Here is a 21,933-nt window from a genome sequence, read left to right as displayed (position 1 = left end):
GAAAGAAAGGCAGGCATCGATCTTTCCGGGGAGATCCAGGACTAAACAACGAGCTCGTTTTCGGTCTCCAGAAGCCGCGCACCCGGCCCTTCCCTGCCGAGCCGGTCACAGGGATTGCGCAACGGACAGCTTTCGATCGACAGGCAGCCGCAGCCGATGCAGCCGGTCAGGCGGTCGCGCAGCAGACTGAGCCGATTGATTCGTGCGTCGAGATCGTCCTTCCATCGCGCCGACAGCGTCTGCCAATCGGCGACGGTCGGCGTGCGCCCCTGCGGCAGGGACTGGAACGCCGCCTGGATTTCCGAAAGCGGAATGCCGACACGCTGTGCCACCTTGATGATGCCGAGGCGGCGAAGCACATCGCGCCCGTAGCGGCGCTGATTGCCGCGGGAGCGGATGCTCGAGATCAAACCCTTGGTCTCGTAAAAATGCAGCGCCGAGACGGCAAGGCCGCTGCGTTCCGCCACTTCGCCGACAGTCAGGAGCTTTCCGAGCGGCGCTGCCGAAATACCATCCATCGCCTCTTGACCTCAATATTGGTTGAGGTCTTATACCCTTTGCTTCTGCGATCGTAAAGCCCGATCGGGCGCTCCCGCTCTTACTCCGATAAGGGCGCTGGCACCCCTTACGCCGATATTGCCGCCAGAGGCAGCAAGCTGCGGTCCCGTTCCCGGCAGGTACGGGCCCACCGAGGAACACCCGAGCGGGATCCCGCTCGGGTGTTTCCCTCACAACAGAGCTTTTCCGACCGTGCGGACGGGTTCCCAAATTTGCGGTTGCGGGAAGAAAACACGGGTGATAGTTTCCGACGAAATAACAGGGGAGCTCCGTATTGCCGGGGCTGAGATATGAGGCGCTAGCCTCTGGACCCTTTAAAGCTGATCTGGGTAATGCCAGCGGAGCGAGGTTCAGATGTTCTCAGGCGCAGAAGTGTCACTTTATCCGATGTCCGGCAATGTCGTCGGCATCATTCGCGATGCCGTCAAAACGCTCGATCCCTATCGCGGCCGGCTAGGCATCGAGACCGAAATCAAACGCTGATGACATCGCCGCAACCATCGGGTTCGCACCTTTCCGCGCTCCGCGCCGCTCTCTATCGGGGGTTCCCCGCCTTGCTCGCGGGCTGCGCCTTTTTGGCGGCATGGGAACTCTATGTCGATCTTTCCGGCATCAAGCCTTCCATTCTGCCGGCGCCTTCGCGCATCGTTATCCAGGGCTGGCTGAACCGTGAGGCGCTGATATCAAACACCTGGCCGACGCTTGGTGCGACGCTCGGCGGTTTCGCGCTGTCGCTTGCCTTCGCCTTCACCTCTTCGATCCTCATGGATTTCATGCCATTCATGCGCCGGGCATTGCTGCCGATCTTCATCGCCAGCCAGACCCTGCCGCTGGTGGCGATTGCGCCGCTCGTCGTCTTATGGTTCGGTTTCGGCCTTTTGCCGAAGATCCTGCTGGTGGCGCTCGTCACCTTCTTTCCGCTGCTCGTCGCCCTGCTGCAAGGCTATGAATCGACCGACCGCGACATCGCCGAATTGCTGCATTCGATGAAGACGAGACCGCTGGCGCATTTTCCGCCTGGCACGGCTTCCCTCGGCGCTGCCCTATTTCTTCGCCGGCCTGAGGATCTCGATCACCTATGCCGTCGTCGGCGCGATCTTTGCCGAATATGCCGGCGCCGCAAGCGGCCTCGGCATCTATATCCTCAACGCCAAGAACAATTTCCGTCCCGATCTCGTGCTCGCCGCCGTCGTCGTCAGCGCCGTGCTGACCCTTTGCCTGTTCGGCCTAACACTCTTGATAGAGCGCCTCCTTATGCCCTGGCAGCCATCCGGGGAGCGGCGCCGATGAGCGACAAAATGGTCGAACTGCGCAATATCGCGAAATCTTTCGACGGCATGCAGGTACTGGGCGATATTTCGCTCGGCGTCGGGAACGGCGAGTTCGTTTCGATCGTCGGCCCGTCCGGCTCGGGAAAATCGACGGTGCTGCGATTGCTGACGCAGTCGCTTCGACCCGATTCCGGCTCGGTGCTTTTCAATGGCGCGCCGCTTGAGGAAGCGCCGCATTCCTTCGCCTTCATGCCGCAGCGTGATGCGCTGATGCCCTGGCGCCGGATCATCGACAATGCGGCCCTCGGCCTCGAGGTAAAAGGCAAGAGCCGCCGCGCGGCCCGCGCCGCTGTGGCGCCTTTGTTCGAGCGCTTCGGCCTTGCCGGCTTCGAACACCATTATCCGTCCGAACTATCGGGCGGCATGCGCCAGCGCGCCGCTCTGCTGCGCACCGTCGTCCAGACCCAGGACATGCTGCTGCTCGACGAGCCTTTCGGCGCGCTCGACGCGCTGACGCGCACGCAGATCCAGGAGTGGCTGCAGGGCATGTGGACCGAACACCGCTGGACGGCGCTGCTGATCACCCATGATGTCCGCGAGGCGGTGTTCCTCTCCGACCGCATCTATGTGCTTTCGGCCCGCCCGGCGCGCATCATTCGAGAATTCCGCGTTCCCCTGCCCCGCCCCAGAAGCCTTGCCGATCTCGGCTCGCCGGCGGCCCAGGCGATCGAAACCGAAATCCTGCAGACCCTGCTTCATCCGCTGGAACAGGATGATCTTAGGCCGGTCGGCCTGAAATCTGCATCCTGTTCTGAACTAAAGAGTTAGATCATGACGCCGAAAACCGCGCACACTTTCGGCACCATGCTCTAGAGACCTGAGGAGGTCATCATGCTGCTTCTCACCCGTCGCCAGACGATTTTCGCCGCCATCGCGGCAGGCCTTGTCGGCCGCCCGGCCTTCGCCCAGTCGGCGCCCGCAAAGGCTCGCATCGCACTCGACTGGACGCCCAACACCAACCATATCGGCATCTATGTCGCCAAGGCGAAGGGTTTTTATGCCGCCGCGGGCCTCGATGTCGACATTCTACCCTATGCCGATACGAGTGCCGGAACGCTGGTATCGAACGGCGTCGCCGACTTCGGGATCAGCAGCGAGATCGAGGCCATCACGCAGCGCGCCGCCGGCGGTGACGTGAAGATGGTCTACGGCGTCGTCCAGACTGAAACAGCACGCCTGATCTTCAAGGGCGGACGCGACGACATCAAGAGCCCAAGGGATCTCGACGGCAAGACCTATGGCGGATTCGGCGGCACCTGGGAGAGCGCGCTGATCTCCGCGATGATCCGCAACGATGGCGGCAAAGGCGAGGTCAAGACCGTCACGCTCGGCACCTCCGCCTATGAAGCGCTGGACAATGGCTCGATCGATTTCACCCTGGAGATCTATACCTGGGAAGGCGTCGCCGCCGAACTGGAAAACCGGAAGATCGCCCGCTTCCACTATTCCGACTACGGCATTCCCGACGAGCAAACCACGGTCATCGTCTCCAGCGACACCTATCTTTCGGCCAATCGGGAAAATGCCCGCGCTTTCATTCAGGCGACGCGAAAGGGTTATGCCTATTCCGTTGATCATCCCGACGAAGCCTGCGCGCTGCTGATAGCGGAGAGCAACGGCGCGCTGATGAACGCCGAATTGGTGAAAGCTTCGCAAAAGGCATTGATCGAAGGACACTTCCTGAAATCCCAGGCCGGTGTGATCGGCACCCTCGATCCGGCCAAGGCCGATGCTATCGGCGGCTTCCTGGTCGAGAACGGCATTCTGGTCGATGCGAATGGCGCCGCACTCAAGGAGAAGCCGGACTTTTCCACCTATTATACCAACGACCTGCTGGCCTGAGTCCAGCCCTGGCCTTGCCCGCCGCGGCGTTCCGCGGCAAAGTCTTGAGCTATAAGGCGAGGGACAGATGCGACAACAGGAGAGATTGGCCGGAGCGGACTTTCTGCGCGCGACGGCTTGTCTGCTGGTGCTTGCCCACCATCTCGCGCTCCGGCTGGATATGCGCAGAATTCCCGACGAACTGGGAACGACTGCGCAGATCCTCCGCTTCGGCAATTTCGGCGTTGCCATCTTCTTCGTGCTCAGCGGCTTTCTTCTTTCTCATCCCTTCTGGCGCGCGCTCGACGGCGGCGGCGAGATGCCGAGCCTCCGCCATTACACGATCCGCAGGGCGGCGCGTATCGCGCCGGGCTTCTGGGTGGCAGCAACCGTCAGCTTCGTCCTCAGCCTGACACTGCTTGCCCTGCCGCTGACGCCGGAACTCACGCTTCGCTACGTCTCCGGGCTGCTGTTCATGAGCCAGTGGCATTGGCGCACGTTTTTTCCGGTCGAAGCCGACGGCCCGCTCTGGTCCATTCCCTTCGAGGTCACCAGCTATGTGCTCCTGCCGGTCTGCTTTCTCCTGCTGTTTCGTTTGCCTCTCCTCAGGCAGCGTCCGCTGCTTGCCCGCTTGGCCTGGCTTTGCGTCGTCGCAGGCGTCGTCCTCGCCCATCTGCTGATCCTCACCATCTTTCCGCTCGACGACATCGGACGCGGCTGGCAGTACGGCCTGCAGGGTGGGGCGAAAGAGTGGATGCCGAGATATAATCCGATCGGCTTCTTCGCCGTCTTCGCCCTCGGCGCGCTGGCCGCCGGCATCGAGATCATGCTGAGAAGGCGGTCCTCCTTCTGGTTCGATGCCGCAGCGCTGCTCACCCTCGCCGTTGCCGGCTACCGCCTCGTCATATCGCCGGGCGGCACCCCTGAAGCTTACGGCTGGCTCGATATCCCCTATGGCTTCCCGGTCTTTCCGCTGGCAATCGCAACGGCGCTCGTTTCGCTCTGCCATTCGCAACGTCTGGGCAGGCTACTCGACAATGCGCCCGTCCGCTACATCGCAAAGATCTCCTTCGGCATCTATGTCTGGCAGGAGATCATCCTGATATCGATCCAAAGGCTCGACCCTGGTTCGTTCGGCGTCTCCTCGGAAAATGTCGTCACGGGCTGGCTGCAGTCCTGCGGACTGGCGGCAGCGCTCGTCCTTCTCGTCGCCAGCCTCAGCTACCACCTGCTGGAGAAACCGGCGATCGACCTCGGCAACCGACTGACATCATGCCCATCCGATCGGGCTACTCCTTTCAAAGTATAAGCTTTCATTCAACGCAACTACAGGCGTTAAGGTTAACGCGAAATACTCCCATTTTTGGCTTCTTTAGGGTTACGAAATTCTTTTTTATACCGATGACAAACGTTACGTGACGATGTATCTGTCTCCCGGTAGTTCAGTATCGCATCTAAACTTGTGGACCTTGCGTAATGAATGCTTTTACTTCGAAGACGAATTCACGCTTCGATCCGTCTCAGCGTCAGGACAAAACCAAGACCCTGGTTATCGCGAACTCCAACATTCGCCAGCCGGATAGCTTTTCGCCTGTCGAAAGAAAGATGGCTGTACGGCTGGGCGTGAAGCGGCTGTTCGACATTGTCGCCTCAGGCAGCGCCCTCATCGTGCTCGCGCCGTTTTTTCTGGCGATTGCTCTCTTCATCAAACTCGACGATGGCGGCCCGATATTCTTCCGGCAGATCCGCTGGGGACTGAACGGACGGAAGATCACGGTCTTCAAATTCCGCTCGATGCGCACCGACGATTGTGATCCGAGCGGCATTCAGCAGACCGTCAAGGGCGATAGCCGGATGACCGGCATTGGCGCGGTCCTCAGACGGACGAATATCGACGAGCTGCCGCAGCTTTTCAATGTCCTCATGGGCGATATGTCGCTGGTCGGTCCGCGATGCCATGCGATCAACATGCGCGCAGCCGGCAGGCTCTACGAAGAGCTGGTGCCGCACTACCACCAGCGCCACATCATGCGCCCCGGCATCACCGGCCTAGCGCAGACACGCGGCTGGCGGGGCCCGACGGCGCGACCGTTGCAAGCTCGCGCCCGCATTGCCTGCGATATCTATTATGTCAAGAATTTCAGTCTGTTGCTCGACCTGAAGATTCTGCTGAAGACGCTCGTCATCGAGCTGCGTGGCGGCACCGGCTTCTGAGACGATCCGGCGTGGCGGCGAAGGCCGCTTGTTCATTTGAACCCGCCGTCAGACATTGTCCGCCGGATCCCTGGAGACGAGCAGACACAAAAAAGGCGGCTGTTGAGCCGCCTTTTCACTATCGAAAAATCGATTGCGATCAATCCTGCTGGACGACGCCATTCAGATGCGTCAGTTCCATGATGAAGTGCTCGAGTTTCGACTTGCGTTCGTGCAGCTCGGTATCTTCGAGCTCCTTGCGAGCGGCCTCGATGCGGCGGGTCAGTTCGTCTTTGTGGAGTTCCTCGACCGGAACCGCTGATTCGGCAAGCAATGTGCAGCCGGTCGGCAGGATATCGGCAAAACCGCCGAACACGACATAGTCCTGCTTCTTGCCGGAGGCCGAACGCACGCTCACGACACCCGGCTTGATCGTCGTCATCGTCGGCGCATGGTGCGCCATGACGGTCATTTCGCCTTCAGTCGCAGGAATGACGACTTCAGTCACCATCTCCGACAGCAGCAGACGCTCCGGCGAAACGAGCTCAAAGTTGAAATTGTCAGCCATCAGTGACTTACCTTCTCGGCTATGGCTTTCGCATCTTGCAATTGGGTCCCGCAGAACGGGCAGTGCATTATCGCCTGGTCGAGATAGCCGAGGCCTTCCTCGCTCTGAACCAGACCAACCACCATCATCAGCACGCCGTTATCGGCGCGATAGATGGTCGGCGCGGCTGGTTCCGGAAGATCCGCCACGACCCCTTTCAGAGGATCGCAGCAGAATATCTCGTCCAGCGCGTCGCTCATCAAGCAGCTGCGAGCTTCTTGGCCTTTTCGACCGCTTCTTCCATCGAGCCGACCATGTAGAAGGCAGCCTCCGGCAGGTGATCGTATTCGCCGTTGACGAGGCCCTTGAAGCCCTTGATCGTGTCTTCCAGAGCAACCAGCTTGCCCGGCGAGCCGGTGAAGACTTCGGCGACGAAGAACGGCTGCGACAGGAAACGCTCGATCTTGCGGGCGCGGGCAACGGCAATCTTGTCCTCTTCGGACAGTTCGTCCATACCCAGAATGGCGATGATATCCTGCAGGGCCTTGTAGCGCTGCAGCGTCGACTGGACCTTACGGGCGACCTCGTAATGCTCTTCGCCGACGACCATCGGGTCGAGCATGCGCGAGGTGGAGTCGAGCGGATCGACGGCGGGGTAGATGCCCTTTTCGGCGATCGAGCGCGACAGAACCGTCGTCGCGTCAAGATGCGCGAACGAGGTTGCCGGCGCCGGGTCGGTCAAGTCGTCGGCCGGAACGTAAATGGCCTGGACCGAGGTGATCGAGCCGGTCGTCGTCGTGGTGATGCGTTCCTGCATCTGGCCCATGTCGGTTGCGAGCGTGGGCTGATAACCGACGGCCGACGGGATGCGGCCGAGCAGAGCCGACACTTCGGAACCTGCCTGGGTGAAGCGGAAGATGTTGTCGACGAAGAACAGAACGTCCTGACCCTGGTCGCGGAAATGTTCGGCAACCGTCAGGCCGGTCAGAGCGACGCGGGCGCGGGCGCCCGGCGGTTCGTTCATCTGGCCGTAAACCAGCGCGGCCTTCGAGCCTTCGCCGCCGCCATGCTTGTTGACGTTGGATTCGATCATTTCATGGTAGAGGTCGTTGCCTTCACGGGTACGTTCACCGACGCCCGCGAAAACCGAGTAACCACCATGCGCCTTGGCGACGTTGTTGATCAGTTCCATGATCAGGACGGTCTTGCCGACGCCGGCGCCGCCGAACAGACCGATCTTGCCGCCGCGTGCATAGGGCGCCAGAAGGTCGACGACCTTGATGCCGGTGACGAGGATCTGCGCTTCCGTCGACTGCTCGACATAGGACGGCGCATCCTGGTGGATGGCGCGCTTGTGCGCAGTGACGAGCGGGCCAGCTTCGTCGACCGGCTCGCCGATGACGTTCATGATACGGCCGAGCGTCTCGTTGCCGACCGGAACCATGATAGGAGCGCCGGTATCGCTGACTTCCTGGCCGCGCACGAGACCTTCGCTCGAGTCCATCGCAATCGTACGGACTTCATTCTCGCCAAGGTGTTGTGCAACTTCGAGAACCAGACGGACGCCATTGTTGGTGGTTTCCAGCGCGTTCAGGATCTTCGGCAGTTCGCCTTCGAAAGCAACGTCAACGACGGCGCCGATAACCTGTGTGACCCTGCCGACAGAGCCGATCTTGGGGGTAGCTGCCTCAGCCATTTTCTGACCCTCTTTTCCTAGCCTCAGAGCGCTTCCGCGCCCGAAATGATTTCAATGAGTTCCTTGGTGATCTGCGCCTGACGCTGGCGGTTGTAGCTCAGCGTCAGTTTGTTGATCATCTCACCGGCATTACGCGTCGCATTGTCCATGGCGCTCATCTTGGCGCCCATTTCGCCGGCGACGTTCTCGAGGAGCGCGCGGAAGATCTGGACGGAGATGTTGCGCGGGATCAGGTCTTCGAGGATCGAAGCCGGATCCGGCTCATATTCGTAGACCGCGCCGGCATGCGCCGCATCTTCGGCCTGCACTGCGCCCGTCGAAGCCGGGATGAGCTGCTGCGCCGTCGGAATCTGGCTGATCACCGACTTGAACTCGGAATAGAACAGCGTGCAGACGTCAAATTCGCCAGCCTCGTACATCTCGATGATGCGCTTGCCGATCTGGTCCGCATTCTCGAAGCCGATCTTCTTGACGTCGCGCAATTCCTTGCGCTCGATGATCAGCGAAGCATATTCGCGGCGAAGGATGTCGTAACCTTTCTTGCCGACGGTGAAGATCTTCACTGTCTTGCCCTCGGCAACCAGCTTGCGCACATGCTCGCGGGCGAATCGGGCGATCTGCGAGTTGAAGCCGCCGCAAAGACCGCGTTCGGCCGTGCAGACCACCAGCAGATGAACCTGGTCCTTGCCGGTCCCGGTCATCAGTGTCGGCGCGCCGTCCGCATCGGTAACGGCCTTGGCGATGTTCGCCAGCACCGCACCCATGCGCTGCGAATAAGGCCGGGCGGCCTCGGCCGCCTCCTGCGCACGCCGAAGCTTCGCCGCGGCGACCATTTTCATCGCCTTGGTGATCTTCTGCGTCGCCTTGACGGAGGCGATCCGGTTTTTCAGATCCTTAAGTGAAGGCATCCGTGATCCGTCCTAACTTAGGGCCTGATTACGCGAAAGACTTTGCGAAGCTATCGAGAGCAGCAGTGAGCTTGCCCCTGGTATCATCGCTGATTGCCTTTTCCGTGCGGATCGCGTCGAGGATGGCGGAGCCCTCCGAACGCAGATAAGAGAGGAAGCCCTGTTCGAACTTGCCGACCGAAGCAACCGGCAGCTTGTCGAGAAAGCCGTTGACGCCAGCGAAGATCACCGCGACCTGCTCTTCCGTCTTCAGCGGCGAGAACTGCGGCTGCTTGAGAAGTTCGGTCAGGCGTGCACCGCGGTTCAACAGGCGCTGTGTCGCAGCATCGAGGTCCGAACCGAACTGGGCGAAGGCGGCCATTTCGCGATACTGGGCGAGCTCGCCCTTGATCGAACCGGCAACCTGCTTCATCGCCTTGATCTGCGCCGACGAACCGACGCGGGAAACCGACAGACCGACGTTCACGGCCGGGCGGATACCCTGGTAGAACAGGTCGGTTTCAAGGAAGATCTGGCCGTCGGTGATCGAGATGACGTTGGTCGGAATGAAGGCCGACACGTCGTTGCCCTGCGTTTCGATGACCGGAAGAGCGGTCAGCGAACCGGCGCCCTGGTCGTCGTTCATTTTCGCAGCGCGCTCGAGCAGCCGCGAGTGGAGGTAGAAAACGTCGCCCGGATAGGCTTCGCGGCCCGGCGGGCGGCGCAGCAGCAGTGACATCTGGCGGTAGGAAACGGCCTGCTTCGACAGGTCGTCGTAACCGATCAGCGCATGCATGCCGTTGTCGCGGAAATATTCGCCCATCGCGCAGCCGGCAAACGGAGCCAGATACTGCATCGGCGCCGGATCGGAAGCGGTCGCCGCGACAATGATCGAATACTTCAGCGCGCCGCGCTCTTCGAGCACCTTGACGAACTGGGCAACGGTCGAGCGCTTCTGGCCGATGGCGACGTAGACGCAGTAAAGCTTCTCGCCTTCCGGGCCGTTGTCGTGAATGGCCTTCTGGTTGAGGAAGGCATCGAGAAGAATAGCGGTCTTGCCTGTCTGGCGGTCGCCGATGACCAGCTCGCGCTGGCCGCGGCCGACCGGGATCAGCGCGTCAATGGCCTTGAGGCCGGTCGACATCGGCTCATGAACCGACTTGCGCGGAATAATGCCGGGAGCCTTGACGTCGACGCGCGAACGGCGCGTCGCGTTGATCGGGCCCTTGCCGTCGATCGGGTTGCCGAGCGCGTCGACGACGCGGCCGAGCAGTTCCGGACCGACCGGGACGTCGACGATGGCGCCGGTCCGCTTGACGGTGTCGCCTTCCTTGATGTCGCGGTCGGAGCCGAAGATGACGACGCCGACATTATCGGATTCGAGATTCAGCGCCATGCCGCGGATGCCGCCCGGGAACTCGACCATTTCACCGGCCTGGACATTGTCCAGACCGTAGACGCGGGCGATACCGTCACCGACGGAGAGAACCTGGCCGACTTCCGAGACCTCTGCCTCTTTGCCGAAATTTTTGATCTGGTCTTTGAGAATTGCGGAAATTTCCGCGGCGCGGATATCCATCAGCCAACCTCTTTCAATGCGAGCTTAAGAGTGGAGAGTTTGGTACGAAGAGACGTATCAATCTGGCGGGACCCGACCTTGACGATCAGACCACCAAGAATTGACGGATCAACCGTGACGGCAATCGTCACGTCTTTGCCGGTAACGCTCTTGAGTGCCACCTTCAATTCGGTTTCCTGCGCTTGCGAAAGCGCATGCGCCGAGGTGACCTCGGCGGAGATTTCACCGCGATGGTTCGCGGCGATGATGCGGAAGGCCTTGATCATGCCCGGCAGGGCGAACAGGCGGCGGTTGCGCGCCACGACCTTCAGGAAATTGGCGAAGAAGCCGCTGATTCCGGCCTTCTCGCTGATGGCGACGATCGCCTTCAGCTGGTCCTCGGCGGAAAAAACCGGGCTTGCGACGAAGCGCTTCAGGTCAGCGCTCTCATCCAGCATTGCCTGGAAACGGTCAAGATCGGCGGTTACGCTGTCGACGGCGCCCTGCTCGAGCGCCAGTTCGAAAAGCGACGAGGCATAGCGCTCGGCAACACCAGATGTAAGCTGGGACGTGTCTGCCACTGGCACAAATTTCCCTGATTTCAACCCAAAATCCGGCTCTCGGCGGACGCCGAACCTATGATCTTGAATTCGTTTTGATTTCCCCCAGAAACCACAAGAGAAGCCTCTTGCTTCTTCCGAAATTCGGGGTCCGTCTAACATAGGATGTTCGGAACTCGCAACACGCGTAATGCCCGAATACGCCTTTCACATGAATTTCTGTTCGCAAAATTGCGCAACGGCCTGGAAGCCGGCCGGGGAAGCCGTTAGCCGGTCGCGAGAGTCATGTCTGGGTGAAGCCGAATACATAAAGCAGCGGCAGCGCCGCCAAGGCAATTTGCACAACCAGGAGTAAATAGTTGACGAGACTACTCCCCTTATCGGACAGGATCGAGATAATACGGGCAAAGGCCGCCATCGCAAAGGAGGCGCCGAGCGCCATGTAAATCCAGTCCTGGGCGAGCATGATCGCCGACAAGCCAAAGCCGAGATAGAAACCGCCCATCGAGCGCCCCTCCCCATACCCCTCCGGCCGCCCCTCCTGCGCCTGCAGACCGAGAAGACGGAAGCTATGGCCCGGTGCAAACATCATGATGAAGCCGGCAAGCGCCGTGAAGGCGGCGGAGCAAAAGGCGAGTTGCTCGCCGAGCTCGGTCGGAAAATAAAACTCCATGCATCAGCCCCAAATCACCCGGAAGAATCAGTGTTTTATGACATGGGCCGGAAAGGGAGGAAATGGCGGCGTGGCGTTTTAGAGAAAACTCTGCGGATCGATATCGAGCTGCACCTGCACAGACCCGCGCTCCTTCGGCGATTGCGACAGCATTGCCCGCAAAAAGCCCTGCATGTCGGAGTTGCGCCGGCCGTGCACCAAAAGGCGGAAGCGGTGGCGCCCGCGCACCAGCGCCAGCGGGGCTTCCGCCGGACCGAGCACCGAGATGCCGGATACCTGCGGCGCTGCATTGCGCATGCCGCGCGCATGGTTTTCCGCGTCATGGCGGGTTTCGGCCGAAACGATGATCGAGGCGAGCCTGCCGAAGGGCGGCAATATGGCGCGTTCGCGTTCGCTGATCTCGCGCTCGTAAAAGGCATCGGAATCGCCTGAGACAATCGCCTGCATGACGGGATGCTGCGGCTGGTAAGTCTGCAGCAGCCCATGGCTCTTGAGGCCGGTGCGCCCGGCCCGGCCCGTCACCTGCGACAGGAGCTGAAAGGTGCGCTCGGCCGCGCGCGGATCGCCATTGGCAAGGCCGAGGTCGGCGTCGACGATGCCGACCAGCGTCATCAGCGGAAAATTATGCCCCTTGGCGACGAGCTGGGTGCCGATGACGATATCGGCCTCACCCTTGGCGATCGCCTCCAGCTCCAGCCGCAGCCGCTTCACTCCGCCCATGATATCCGAGGAGAGAACGATCGTCCGCGCTTCCGGAAAATGCCGCTCCACCTCCTCGGCGATGCGCTCGACTCCAGGTCCGCAGGCAACCAGATGGTCGAGCGTGCCGCACTCGGGGCATGCCTCCGGCGTGCGCTCGGCATGGCCGCATTGATGGCATTGCAGCTGCTTGCGGAAGCGATGCTCGACCAGCCAGCTCGAACATTGCGGGCATTGGAAGCGATGGCCGCAGACCCGGCAGAGCGTCAGCGGCGCATAACCGCGGCGGTTGAGAAAGAGCAGCGCCTGTTCGCGTTTCTCCACCGTCTTGCCGATCGCCCGGATCAAGACCGGCGACAGGAAGCCGCCGCGCTCAGGTGCGTGGCGGCGCATATCGATGAGGTGCAAGTCCGGCAGCGCCGCGTCGCCGAAACGCGTCGGCAGGTGGACGGTGCTGTAGCGCCCACTCTGTCCGTTGACCTGGCTTTCGACCGACGGCGTCGCCGACACCAGGACAACGGGAAAATCGCCGATCCGGCCGCGCACCACGGCCATGTCGCGGGCATTGTAGAAGACGCGGTCCTCCTGCTTGTAGGCGGGATCGTGCTCCTCGTCGACGATGATCAAGCCGAGATCCTCGAAGGGCAGGAAGAGCGCCGAGCGGGCGCCGGCCACGACGCGGACCTCGCCGGTCACCGCCTGGCGCCAGACCTTTTCGCGCATGCGCGGTGCCAGATCGGAATGCCATTCGGCCGGCTTTGCCCCGAAGCGATCCTGGAAGCGCTCCATGAAACTGGCCGTCAGCGCGATCTCCGGCAGCAGGATCAGCACCTGCTTACCGCGTTTCAGCGTCTCGGCGATCGCCTCGAAATAGACCTCGGTCTTGCCCGATCCGGTCACTCCGTCGATCAGCGACACCGAAAATTCGCCCTTGCGGACATCGGAAACGATCTCCGCGGCCGCCTCTTTTGCGGCCCTTCGAGGCGGGCGGCGGCAAATTCGGGATCCGGTATCGCCACGACCGGCGGCGGCGGCAGGAATATCGTCTCAAAAATGCCGAGCGTGATCAGCCCGTCGACGACGCTGGTCGAGACCCCCGCCGCATGCGCCAGGCCGCTGCGCGTCCAGGACAAACCGTCGGAAGCCGTGTCAAGCACGCGGGCGCGCGCCGGCGTCGTCCGCTCCGGTTCGCCGCCGACGAATTTCAGCCCCTCCACCATCGGCTCCGGCTCGAAGGCGTTGGGGGCTCTCAGCGCCATACGGGCGACGAGGCCGGGCGGCGAGAGCGTGTAGGCCGCAACCCAATCGATGAAATCGCGCATCTCCCGGGTAAGCGGCGGGCAGTCGAAGACATGGCTGATCGGCCGGAGCTTCTTCGGGTCCACTCCATCCTCGCCGCCGTCCCAGACGACGCCGATCACCTGCCGCGGCCCGAGCGGCACCTGCACGACCGAGCCGGGCTCGACCGCCATGCCCTCAGGCACCGAATAGGAATAGGGTTTGGGCGCCGGCATCGGCACCAGCACGGGAACCGTTCGGTTCGCGAGCGGTGCGTCGAAAAGCGCGCCAAAGAGGTCGGACGAATCTGTGCTCATCGGGCGAGACCATGCCCGCAAATCGATGCAATTGGAACCGCAAAGACACGGCTGAGCGTCGGCAAGGAGTGTGGCGTCGGAGATCGCCGGCACCCTTACGAAAAGCTTGCCGGGCGAGCGATTGGCCGCATAGATTGCCGGAAGGATTGTTCGAAATGCCGGGGCCTTTGTTCTTCGGCCGCTTGAATTGGAGAGCCTCGATGGCCAGACTGACCGAAGATGCCAAGGGCGTCTATGTGATCGCCGTAACCCCGTTCACCGATGACGGCGCGCTCGATCTCGGCAGCATCGACAGCATGGTCGATTTCTACGAGGGCGCCGGCGTTACCGGCCTGACGGTGCTTGGCCAGCTCGGCGAGGCCCCGAAGCTGACCGCCGAGGAATCGCGCACGGTGGTCGAGCGTGTGCTGAAGCGCCTCGACGGGCGGCTGCCCGTCGTTGTCGGCGTGTCGGCGCCGGGACTTGCTCCGATGCGCGAACTTGCCGAAGCCGTCATGGGCGAAGGTGCGGCCGGCGTCATGGTCGCGCCGCCCTGGACCGTCAAGACCGACGACCAGGCTTTCGCCTTTTACCAGTCGGTCGGCGAGGCCCTCGGCGAGACACCCTTCGTGCTCCAGGATTATCCGCTCACCACCAATGTGACGATTGCGCCCAAGGTGATCGAGCGCATCGTCAACGAGGTGCAAAATTGCGTCATGCTCAAGCACGAGGACTGGCCGGGCCTTTCAAAAATCACCGCGCTCCGCGCCGCCAGCGATAGCGGCGCCATGCGGCGCATCTCCATCCTCTGCGGCAATGGCGGGCTTTTTCTGCCTGAAGAGATGGGCCGGGGCGCCGATGGCGCCATGACCGGCTTCTGTTATCCTGAGATGATGGTCGGCGTCGTCGCGGCCTATGCAGCCGGAAATCCGGGCCGCGCCCACGAGATCTTCGACGCCTATCTGCCGCTCGCCCGCTATGAGCAGCAGCAGGGCATCGGGCTTGCCTCCCGCAAATATGTGCTTGCCAAGCGCGGCGTCATCAAATCCGCCACTCTGCGCAAGCCGGGCGCCAAGCTCTCGGCACCCGATATTGCCGATGTCGAGCGGCTGCTGGCCCGTCAGGCCATTCGTCTCAAAGAGATCGGGGCCTGAAGCTTAAAACGTGAAGAACGAGCCTGAAACATCCCGACCGGAGGGGATGCGGGCAATTTCGACATAAAGCATATCGCCATCAGGCGCGTGAGGTCGGAACCCGAGAGCCTCCCAGAATTTGGCTGCGCCGGGATTGCCCGGATGAACGGTGACGACACTGCAGAAATCCCGCGCATGATTGAGCAGCGCCAAGGCCAGCAGCCGGCCGATGCCGTGGCCGCGCATTTCGGGGCTGACGTAGAAACGCCGCATCCGCAACGCTTGCGATAGGGCGGGTTCGACGGTCACACCCCCGACGCCGGCAAGCGCCTCCCCGGCATAGGCGCCAAGCAGCCTCTCGCCGCCACGCTCGAACCTGATGTCGCCGGCCGACCATTCGTCTATAAGGCGGGCGATATGGAGATGACCCTCCCGCCGGGCCTCGCTTTCGAGGTCGGCGATCTCCCGCGGCAATCGATCGCGGATCACGCGGATGTCGACCGACATGGCAAAACCTATTAGACTGCGGGAACGGCAAGCTCGCGAGGCGTTGCCGCAGCCGGGAGGCTGACAGGCACGAAGGTCGCGTCGCCATCCGCCGCCATATCGTGCACCGTATGTTTCTCCAGCGCCTTGGTCACATCGTTGAGATCACCGTCCAGATGTTCGGCGGGAATAAGGTTGCCGATCACGAAATCGAAACGGTCGCCGCGCTTGTTCAACAGCTCGTGAAAGACCGTCATGTCGCGAAGCTCGGTCGACCACTTCGCCAGCCAGTAGAACAGGCCGGAATTGCGCGCGGTCATGTGGACGGGAAGGATCGGCAGATTGTATTTGCGCGCCAGCCCGACGGCCGAGGTTTTCCACGGGCGTTCGTTCAGCCGGCCGTTGGCCCAATAGGCGATGCGGCCTGATGGGAAGAGCACCGTCGCCTTGCCTTCCCTGACCGCGTGGTTGGTCAATTGCAGCGTCTCGCGCGCCTTGAGCTTGCTCTTGTGCTCCTCGCGCCATTCGACGGGAATGATCATCTCGGCAAACCGCGGATTGACGCGGATCGCATCGCGATTGGCGAAGAACATCATATCCCGCCGGCGCGTCTTCAGGAGATCGAACACGGCGACACCGTCGGCGATGCCGGTGGGGTGGTTACTGACGAGAATGAAGCCGCCGGCATCGGGAATGCGTTCGCCGTTGGTGACGCCGATATCGAGTTTCAGCACGTCGCTCAGATATTCGAACGACTGGAAACCCGGCATCTTGGCGACGGCATTGGCGAATTCGATCGCCTTGTTGTAGCGCAGCAGCGTGTAGAGGAACGGCCGCATGACCGGCCAGAGCGGATGTTTTACGATCCTCTGGCCACGTTCGGCAATCAGCGTATCGACGATATGACCGGGCTTTCCCTGTGAAACGAGAGCGATCGCTTCCGCGAGCTGTCCGAAAGCCGTCATGGAGTCGCGCCGTGCCATGAAAGATCCTGTCTATGGGCTATAAGCTATCGCAGTGGAATATGATCTAAGGATGACAAAGGCTTGGCGGGCATTAGCAATTCCATAACCGTTCCTGTTTCAAATTGGCGGACTTGAAGGCAAATTCAAGGCCAGCGACGTGAACGAACTACTTGTTATCGCCGATCCGCGCCTGATGGCGGAACGGGCCGCATGGCTCGAAAATCTCGCCCGCGAGCGTCGTCTTTCCGAGCATACACTCGATGCCTATGAGCGCGACACCCGCCAGTTCCTGACCTTCCTGACCGGCCATCTCGCCGGCCCGGCGACGCTTGGCGATATCAGGGAGCTGCGTCCCGCCGATTTCCGCGCCTTCCTGGCCGCACGGCGCAAGCAAGGCTCCGGCGCCCGCTCGCTCGGCCGCAATCTCGCCGGCCTTCGTTCGCTGCTGCGCCATTTGGAAAAAATGGGCTTGGTCAATGCCGCCGGCGCCGGCGCGATCCGTTCGCCGAAACAGCCGAAATCGCTGCCGAAACCGCTGTCGGACACGCAGGCGATCACCGTCGTCAGCAACGAAGCCCAGCTTCATGACGAACCCTGGATCGCCGCCCGCGATGCGGCTGTCATGACGCTGCTCTACGGCTGCGGCCTGCGCATCTCCGAAGCGCTCGATCTCATTCCCTCAGACCTGCAAAAGGGCGCCACAACGCTGCGCATCACCGGCAAGGGCAACAAGACGCGGCTGGTGCCGCTGCTGTCCGTGGTCTTCGACGCGGTCGAGAAATACCGCACGCTCTGCCCCTATCATCTCGAGCCCGGCGAGCCGCTGTTTCGCGGTGCCCGCGGCGGCAAGCTGCAGGCGGCGATCATCCAGCGCGCCATGCAGAAGCTGCGCAGCGCCTTCGGCTTGCCGGAGACGGCGACGCCCCATGCGCTGCGCCATTCCTTCGCCACCCACCTGCTTGCCGGCGGCGGCGATCTGCGCACCATCCAGGAGCTGCTCGGCCATGCCAGCCTGTCGACGACACAGGTCTATACCGGCGTCGATGCATCGCGGCTGCTTGAGGTGTATGATCGCGCTCATCCGCGCGCGTAGAGCCTTTTCTGGTCGGATCGAAACATCCTGCCGGAGCAAGGAAGACTCTAAGCTTTCGTTAACGCATTCTCTTAAAGGATTATGCGCAAGCCGGGCGTAGAGCTTGAAACCACAAGGCATGTGACCGGAACATCATTATGACGACATCCATCGGCCGCCGGACTTTTCTCGCAGCATCCGGCAATCTGCTGCTCTGGCTGATTGCGGCCTTTCATATGCTGCTTCTTGCGGCCCTGTTTTTGGCCTTCCTGGCGGCAAGGCCGGCGGCGGCCGAAGACGCGGCCTGCACCGGCCGCAACCTGATGGTCGAGCTGCAGCAGAACGATCCCGCCCGCTACGGCGAGGCGCTGAAGGAAGCCGACGCGACGCCAAACGGCAAGGGCATCTTCTGGAAGATCGAAAAGGCAGGACTTCAGCCTTCATGGCTGCTTGGCAGCATGCATGTCACCGATCCGCGCGTGCTGGCCCTGCCGCCGCGAGCCCAGGCCGCCCACGACGCGGCCAATACGATCATCATCGAATCCGACGAGATCCTCGATGAGCGGAAGGCGACCGCCGCCCTGCTTGCAAAGCCGGAACTGACGATGTTCACCGACGGCACGACGATCGACAAGCTGCTCTCCCCGAGGACTACAAGCGCCTCGAAGCCGGCCTGAAGCAGCGCGGCATTCCGCTCGGTGCCGTCTCCCGCATGCGGCCCTGGATGATCTCGAGCGCCGTCGCCCTGCCGGCCTGCGAAATCGCCCGAAAGGCCAAAGGCGTGCAGTTCCTCGACCAGAAAATCGCCGCTGATGCGGCTGCCGAGGGAAAACAGGTCAAGGGGCTGGAGACCCTTGCCGAGCAGATCCAGGCCATGGCCGACCTGCCGATCGAATTCCATCTGAAGTCGCTGATCGAGACGCTGGAGCTCGGCGACAAGATGAGTGACGTCGTCGAGACGATGACCGACCTCTATCTCTCCGGCGATATCGGCCTGACCATGCCGATGCTGAAGACCGTGACGCCGGAGACGGAAGGCGAAGACAGCAACTACGCCGCCTTCGAACAGCGCGTCATCCTCGACCGCAACAAGGTGATGGCCGAGCGCGCCGCCCCCATTCTCGACGGCGGCAACGTCTTCATGGCGGTCGGCGCCCTGCACCTGCCCGGCAAGGCCGGCGTCATCGAACTGCTGCGCCAGCAGGGGTTTACCGTGACTGCGGTGAACTAAAGCGCGCCGCGATCTTTCAGATCCGCTCCTTGCGCTTCGGCCTGGAAACGCCGGTCGAACAGCTTGAAGCCATGTCGGATGTCCCAGACAATCTCATGCTTCAAAACCTGAGGGAATTTCTGGCGCTTCCCAATGGTGTGGATGACATATCCGAGACGATGATCGACTTATACGATCACGGCGACGTCGGAATGATCTACTCATTGATGGAGTTCGTTTCGACAGATCAGACTGCTGCAAAAGCATTCGAAAACCGTGTGATAACGGATCGAAACAAGGTCATGGCTGAACGGGCAAAGCCCTATCTCGACAAAGGGCGCACCATGATCGCCGTCGGAGCGGCGCATCTGCCCGGCGACGACGGTTTGGTTGAACTGCTGCGCCGGCAGGGCTTCACCGTCACCGCCGTGAACTGAACCGACCAGGCGCTCAGCCGAGCGTCATCCGGCGCAACACATTGGTTTTCCAATAAAACTGATGGACAAGCGCGCCCGCGACATGGGCCGCGATCAGCGCCCAGAGAATGATCTTCAGAACGTCCGCGTGGAACGACCCGGCGGGATTGATGCCGAAATAGTAGGCGGCGATGCCCGTAAGCGGCATGGCGAAGATCAGGATATACAGACCAATATGGGTAAGCTTCGCCGCAAGGCGGAAGATCGCCGGCTCCTCCACCACCTCGGCCGGCGCGCCTCTGGTAAATCGCAGTCCGAGCCGTATGATCGCAAGCAGCAGGATGGCGATGCCGACATAGGCATGGATATTCGCCGACGCAACCTGCTCGGGTGTCGGCACCTCGCCCCTGCGCATCAGCCGATGCCAGACATTCATGCCGTCGGGAAACAGCAGATTGAAGAAGATCAAAAGCGCGATCGCCCAATGCAGGAAGCGTTGATTGAGACTGTAAGCCATGGTGGACGGCTGCTGCATTTTCTCGACCTTCGTCAAATGTTTACTCTGAGATTCAGAACACCAGACTAAGGGTAATTCATGGCTAAGTTGTTCCCAAGCGGTTTGTTTTGCGCCACTTCTCGTACTCTTCGCGGGCGTCGTCATGCAGCGGATAGTAGCGCTGCAACGACCCGCCTCCCATCAATTTCACTCGCGAGAACTCCTCCCAATCGTGATGCTTTTGCGATTCTTCGATAACCTTCGGCGCCATCGCGACTGGAAGCATCACCACCCCGTCATCGTCGGCGACAATGATGTCCCCGGGGATGACCGTCACACCGCCGCAGGCAATCGGAACGTTGACGGCGTTGGGATAGATGCCGGTCTGCACATGATAGTTGGGCGTCCAGCCGCGCAGCCATAGAGGAAGATCCAGCTTTTCGACATTCGGCCGATCCCGCATGCACCCATCGATCACGATGCCGGCACCGCCTCTGCCTTTGAAATAGGTCGACATCATATCGCCGAAGACGCCCGAGCTCATGTCGCCGCGCGCGTCGACCACGACCACATCGCCCTCCTGCACCTGATAAAGCACATGGCGGTGCAACTGCGTCTCCGGATCTGCATATTCTCCCTCGGTGAAGAGGTCCGGCCGCTGCGGCATGAATTGAAGGGTCAGGGCCGGCCCGACGATCGACTTCCCGCGATTCTGCGGCACGGGACCGACCATGTGCGGATTGCGGAAGCCCATGTGGCCGAGCGTGCCGGAGACCGTCGCGGCGCCGATTTCCTTCAGTGCGTCGATCAGCTCTCTGGGCGGTCGCGGAATGTCGTGCTTATGCGTCATCTTGGGCTCCGGTGGGTGAAACTACCAGTTTGTGACAGAACCATCGCGGCGCTTCAGATGCGGCGCTTCCCAGAACCGAAAGCTCTCCGCCCTGATCGCCTCTTCGTTGACCTCGACGCCGAGCCCCGGCAGATCGCTGACCGGATAGTCGGGACCGTCGAGCCGTGGCTGCACGGGGAAGAAGTCGGAATTATCGAAGCCGAGCTTTGCTTCGGGCGCCCTTGTCTCGAGCCATGCGAAATTCGGCACCGCGGCGGCGAGATGGATGGTTGCGGCCGTGCAGACCGGGCCGAGCGGATTGTGCGGCATCAGGTCCACATAGTGCGCCTCGCTCCAGCCTGCGACCTTCATCGCTTCGGTGAGCCCGCCGACATTGCAGACATCGAGCCGATTGAACTGATGGATGCCACGCTCGATGTAAGGCAGGAATTGCCACTTGCTGGCAAATTCTTCGCCGATGGCGAACGGGATGTCGGTCATCGTGCGCAGGGATTCGTAGGCCTCGGGTGCCTCGTCTCGTATCGGCTCCTCGAGGAAATCAAGCACGCCACGACCGAGCTTGTTACAGAAGCTCGCCGCCTCTGCCACCGACAGCCGATGATGATAATCGATGCCGAGGACGACGTCGTCGCCCAGCGCCTCCCGCGCCTTGTTCAGCATTGCTGCGGTCGCGCCGATCGACTCCCGCGGCTCGAAAATGTCCTTGCTGTTTTGCCCGATGGGGAAGAAACGGATCGCCTGCCACCCTTGTGCGCGTAGTTCGCGGGCTCGTTCGATGGCAACCTCGCCCTCGGCCTCGTCACCGGTCGAGGCGAAGGTAGGAATGCGGTCGCGCTGCTTGCCGCCCAGCAGTTCGTAGGCCGGCACCCCAAGCGCTTTGCCCTTGATGTCGTGAAGGGCAATGTCGATGGCTGAAATCGCTGCCTGCAGGACACGCCCGCCTTCGAAGTATTGGCTGCGATAAACCTCTTGCCAGATCCGACCGATCTGCATCGGATCGCGGCCGATGAGAAACTCGCGATAATGCTCGACGGCGCCGGTCACGGCCTTCTCGCGACCGCTCAAGCCGCTCTCGCCCCAGCCGAAGATGCCGCTGTCGGTCTCGACCTTGACCAGCATCTGGTTGCGCGTTCCGACCCATACCGGATAGGGCTTGATCGCCGTGATCTTAAGCTTCGTCGTCATCTACGCTCTCGTTTTTCACACGC

The 21,933-nt window shown here is 61.6% G+C and carries 20 protein-coding genes, 4 pseudogenes and 1 riboswitch; of the genes and pseudogenes, 10 read left to right on the top strand and 14 right to left on the bottom strand.

The genetic code is table 11. The features are described from left to right. Positions 1 to 41: 41 nt before the first annotated feature. Entirely contained in the window at positions 42 to 518 is a 477-nt protein-coding gene (gene soxR, locus MF410_RS20880) for a redox-sensitive transcriptional activator SoxR (protein WP_097624877.1), read from the bottom strand. Positions 519 to 808: 290 nt separating this feature from the next. After that, positions 809 to 922: riboswitch (TPP riboswitch) on the top strand. On the opposite strand from soxR, the pseudogene MF410_RS36645 reads away from it, so the two are divergent. From MF410_RS36645 to MF410_RS20855, 6 genes and pseudogenes are all read left to right on the top strand, one after another. Next, positions 913 to 1,029, top strand: a pseudogene (locus MF410_RS36645) (HMP/thiamine-binding protein); the annotation flags it as partial. Its footprint overlaps the riboswitch before it by 10 nt. Before the next feature lie 11 nt (positions 1,030 to 1,040). Continuing rightward, a pseudogene (locus tag MF410_RS20875) lies at positions 1,041 to 1,848 on the top strand (ABC transporter permease). After that, a complete protein-coding gene (locus MF410_RS20870; protein ID WP_097624879.1) occupies positions 1,845 to 2,657 on the top strand; it encodes an ABC transporter ATP-binding protein in 813 nt (270 codons plus the stop codon). Before MF410_RS20875 ends, MF410_RS20870 begins: the two are co-directional and overlap by 4 nt. Positions 2,658 to 2,720: 63 nt before the next feature. Then, positions 2,721 to 3,731 (top strand): ABC transporter substrate-binding protein, encoded by a 1,011-nt coding sequence (locus MF410_RS20865; protein ID WP_097624880.1) that lies wholly within the window; start codon positions 2,721 to 2,723, stop codon positions 3,729 to 3,731. Between the two features lie 67 nt (positions 3,732 to 3,798). Further along, positions 3,799 to 5,019, top strand: a complete 1,221-nt coding sequence (locus MF410_RS20860; RefSeq protein WP_097624881.1) for an acyltransferase — start codon at positions 3,799 to 3,801, stop codon at positions 5,017 to 5,019. A gap of 167 nt (positions 5,020 to 5,186) precedes the next feature. Beyond that, complete coding sequence (locus tag MF410_RS20855; RefSeq protein ID WP_097624882.1) at positions 5,187 to 5,924, top strand: sugar transferase; 738 nt, start codon at positions 5,187 to 5,189, stop codon at positions 5,922 to 5,924. A gap of 139 nt (positions 5,925 to 6,063) precedes the next feature. On the opposite strand, the gene MF410_RS20850 is transcribed toward MF410_RS20855, so the two are convergent. From MF410_RS20850 to MF410_RS20815, 8 genes and pseudogenes are all read right to left on the bottom strand, one after another. After that, positions 6,064 to 6,471: a F0F1 ATP synthase subunit epsilon gene (locus MF410_RS20850; protein ID WP_097624883.1), complete on the bottom strand. Its 408-nt coding sequence runs from the start codon at positions 6,469 to 6,471 to the stop codon at positions 6,064 to 6,066. Continuing rightward, positions 6,471 to 6,710, bottom strand: coding sequence for a hypothetical protein (locus MF410_RS20845; protein WP_071093262.1), 240 nt, complete (start codon positions 6,708 to 6,710; stop codon positions 6,471 to 6,473). The genes MF410_RS20850 and MF410_RS20845 overlap by 1 nt, the downstream gene beginning before the upstream one ends. Then, positions 6,710 to 8,146 (bottom strand): F0F1 ATP synthase subunit beta, encoded by a 1,437-nt coding sequence (gene atpD, locus MF410_RS20840; RefSeq protein ID WP_097624884.1) that lies wholly within the window; start codon positions 8,144 to 8,146, stop codon positions 6,710 to 6,712. The genes MF410_RS20845 and atpD overlap by 1 nt, the downstream gene beginning before the upstream one ends. Positions 8,147 to 8,169: 23 nt before the next feature. Further along, entirely contained in the window at positions 8,170 to 9,054 is an 885-nt protein-coding gene (locus MF410_RS20835) for a F0F1 ATP synthase subunit gamma (RefSeq protein ID WP_097624885.1), read from the bottom strand. 28 nt (positions 9,055 to 9,082) lie between these two features. Then, positions 9,083 to 10,612 (bottom strand): F0F1 ATP synthase subunit alpha, encoded by a 1,530-nt coding sequence (gene atpA / locus MF410_RS20830; protein WP_097624886.1) that lies wholly within the window; start codon positions 10,610 to 10,612, stop codon positions 9,083 to 9,085. Beyond that, on the bottom strand, positions 10,612 to 11,178 hold the full coding sequence (locus MF410_RS20825) for a F0F1 ATP synthase subunit delta (protein ID WP_017966273.1): 567 nt from the start codon (positions 11,176 to 11,178) through the stop codon (positions 10,612 to 10,614). Before MF410_RS20825 ends, atpA begins: the two co-directional genes overlap by 1 nt. A gap of 256 nt (positions 11,179 to 11,434) precedes the next feature. Beyond that, positions 11,435 to 11,824 carry a DUF4345 family protein gene (locus MF410_RS20820; protein ID WP_097624887.1) on the bottom strand — a complete coding sequence of 130 codons (390 nt, stop codon included), beginning with the start codon at positions 11,822 to 11,824 and terminating at the stop codon, positions 11,435 to 11,437. 78 nt (positions 11,825 to 11,902) lie between these two features. Beyond that, positions 11,903 to 14,118 (bottom strand): annotated as a pseudogene (locus tag MF410_RS20815) (primosomal protein N'). Positions 14,119 to 14,318: 200 nt separating this feature from the next. Between MF410_RS20815 and MF410_RS20810 the strand changes: the two are divergent. Continuing rightward, a complete protein-coding gene (locus MF410_RS20810; RefSeq protein ID WP_131710917.1) occupies positions 14,319 to 15,251 on the top strand; it encodes a dihydrodipicolinate synthase family protein in 933 nt (310 codons plus the stop codon). Positions 15,252 to 15,254: 3 nt separating this feature from the next. Here the strand turns inward: MF410_RS20810 and MF410_RS20805 are convergent, their stop codons facing one another. Both MF410_RS20805 and MF410_RS20800 read right to left on the bottom strand, forming a co-directional pair. Then, positions 15,255 to 15,737: a GNAT family N-acetyltransferase gene (locus MF410_RS20805; RefSeq protein WP_097624890.1), complete on the bottom strand. Its 483-nt coding sequence runs from the start codon at positions 15,735 to 15,737 to the stop codon at positions 15,255 to 15,257. Between the two features lie 11 nt (positions 15,738 to 15,748). Then, a complete protein-coding gene (locus MF410_RS20800) occupies positions 15,749 to 16,699 on the bottom strand; it encodes a GNAT family N-acetyltransferase (RefSeq protein WP_097624891.1) in 951 nt (316 codons plus the stop codon). A 139-nt stretch (positions 16,700 to 16,838) separates the two neighbouring features. Between MF410_RS20800 and MF410_RS20795 the strand changes: the two genes are divergently transcribed. The 3 genes and pseudogenes from MF410_RS20795 (at position 16,839) to MF410_RS20785 (ending at position 19,400) form a co-directional block, all read left to right on the top strand. Then, entirely contained in the window at positions 16,839 to 17,774 is a 936-nt protein-coding gene (locus tag MF410_RS20795; RefSeq protein ID WP_097624892.1) for a tyrosine recombinase XerC, read from the top strand. A 137-nt stretch (positions 17,775 to 17,911) separates the two neighbouring features. After that, a pseudogene (locus tag MF410_RS20790) lies at positions 17,912 to 18,984 on the top strand (TraB/GumN family protein). A 29-nt stretch (positions 18,985 to 19,013) separates the two neighbouring features. Further along, entirely contained in the window at positions 19,014 to 19,400 is a 387-nt protein-coding gene (locus tag MF410_RS20785) for a TraB/GumN family protein (protein ID WP_239620012.1), read from the top strand. A 13-nt stretch (positions 19,401 to 19,413) separates the two neighbouring features. On the opposite strand, the gene MF410_RS20780 is transcribed toward MF410_RS20785, so the two are convergent. From MF410_RS20780 to MF410_RS20770, 3 genes are all read right to left on the bottom strand, one after another. After that, positions 19,414 to 19,914: a cytochrome b/b6 domain-containing protein gene (locus MF410_RS20780; RefSeq protein WP_097624894.1), complete on the bottom strand. Its 501-nt coding sequence runs from the start codon at positions 19,912 to 19,914 to the stop codon at positions 19,414 to 19,416. A gap of 64 nt (positions 19,915 to 19,978) precedes the next feature. Continuing rightward, on the bottom strand, positions 19,979 to 20,725 hold the full coding sequence (locus tag MF410_RS20775) for a ribonuclease activity regulator RraA (protein ID WP_097624895.1): 747 nt from the start codon (positions 20,723 to 20,725) through the stop codon (positions 19,979 to 19,981). 21 nt (positions 20,726 to 20,746) lie between these two features. After that, the gene (locus MF410_RS20770; RefSeq protein WP_097624896.1) at positions 20,747 to 21,910 is read right to left on the bottom strand and encodes a mandelate racemase/muconate lactonizing enzyme family protein; all 1,164 of its coding nucleotides are present in this window, start codon (positions 21,908 to 21,910) and stop codon (positions 20,747 to 20,749) included. Positions 21,911 to 21,933 lie beyond the last annotated feature (23 nt).

The organism is Rhizobium sp. C104, from assembly GCF_022354505.1.
GTDB lineage: Bacteria > Pseudomonadota > Alphaproteobacteria > Rhizobiales > Rhizobiaceae > Rhizobium > Rhizobium redzepovicii.
This window is presented reverse-complemented; position numbering and strand designations above follow the sequence as displayed.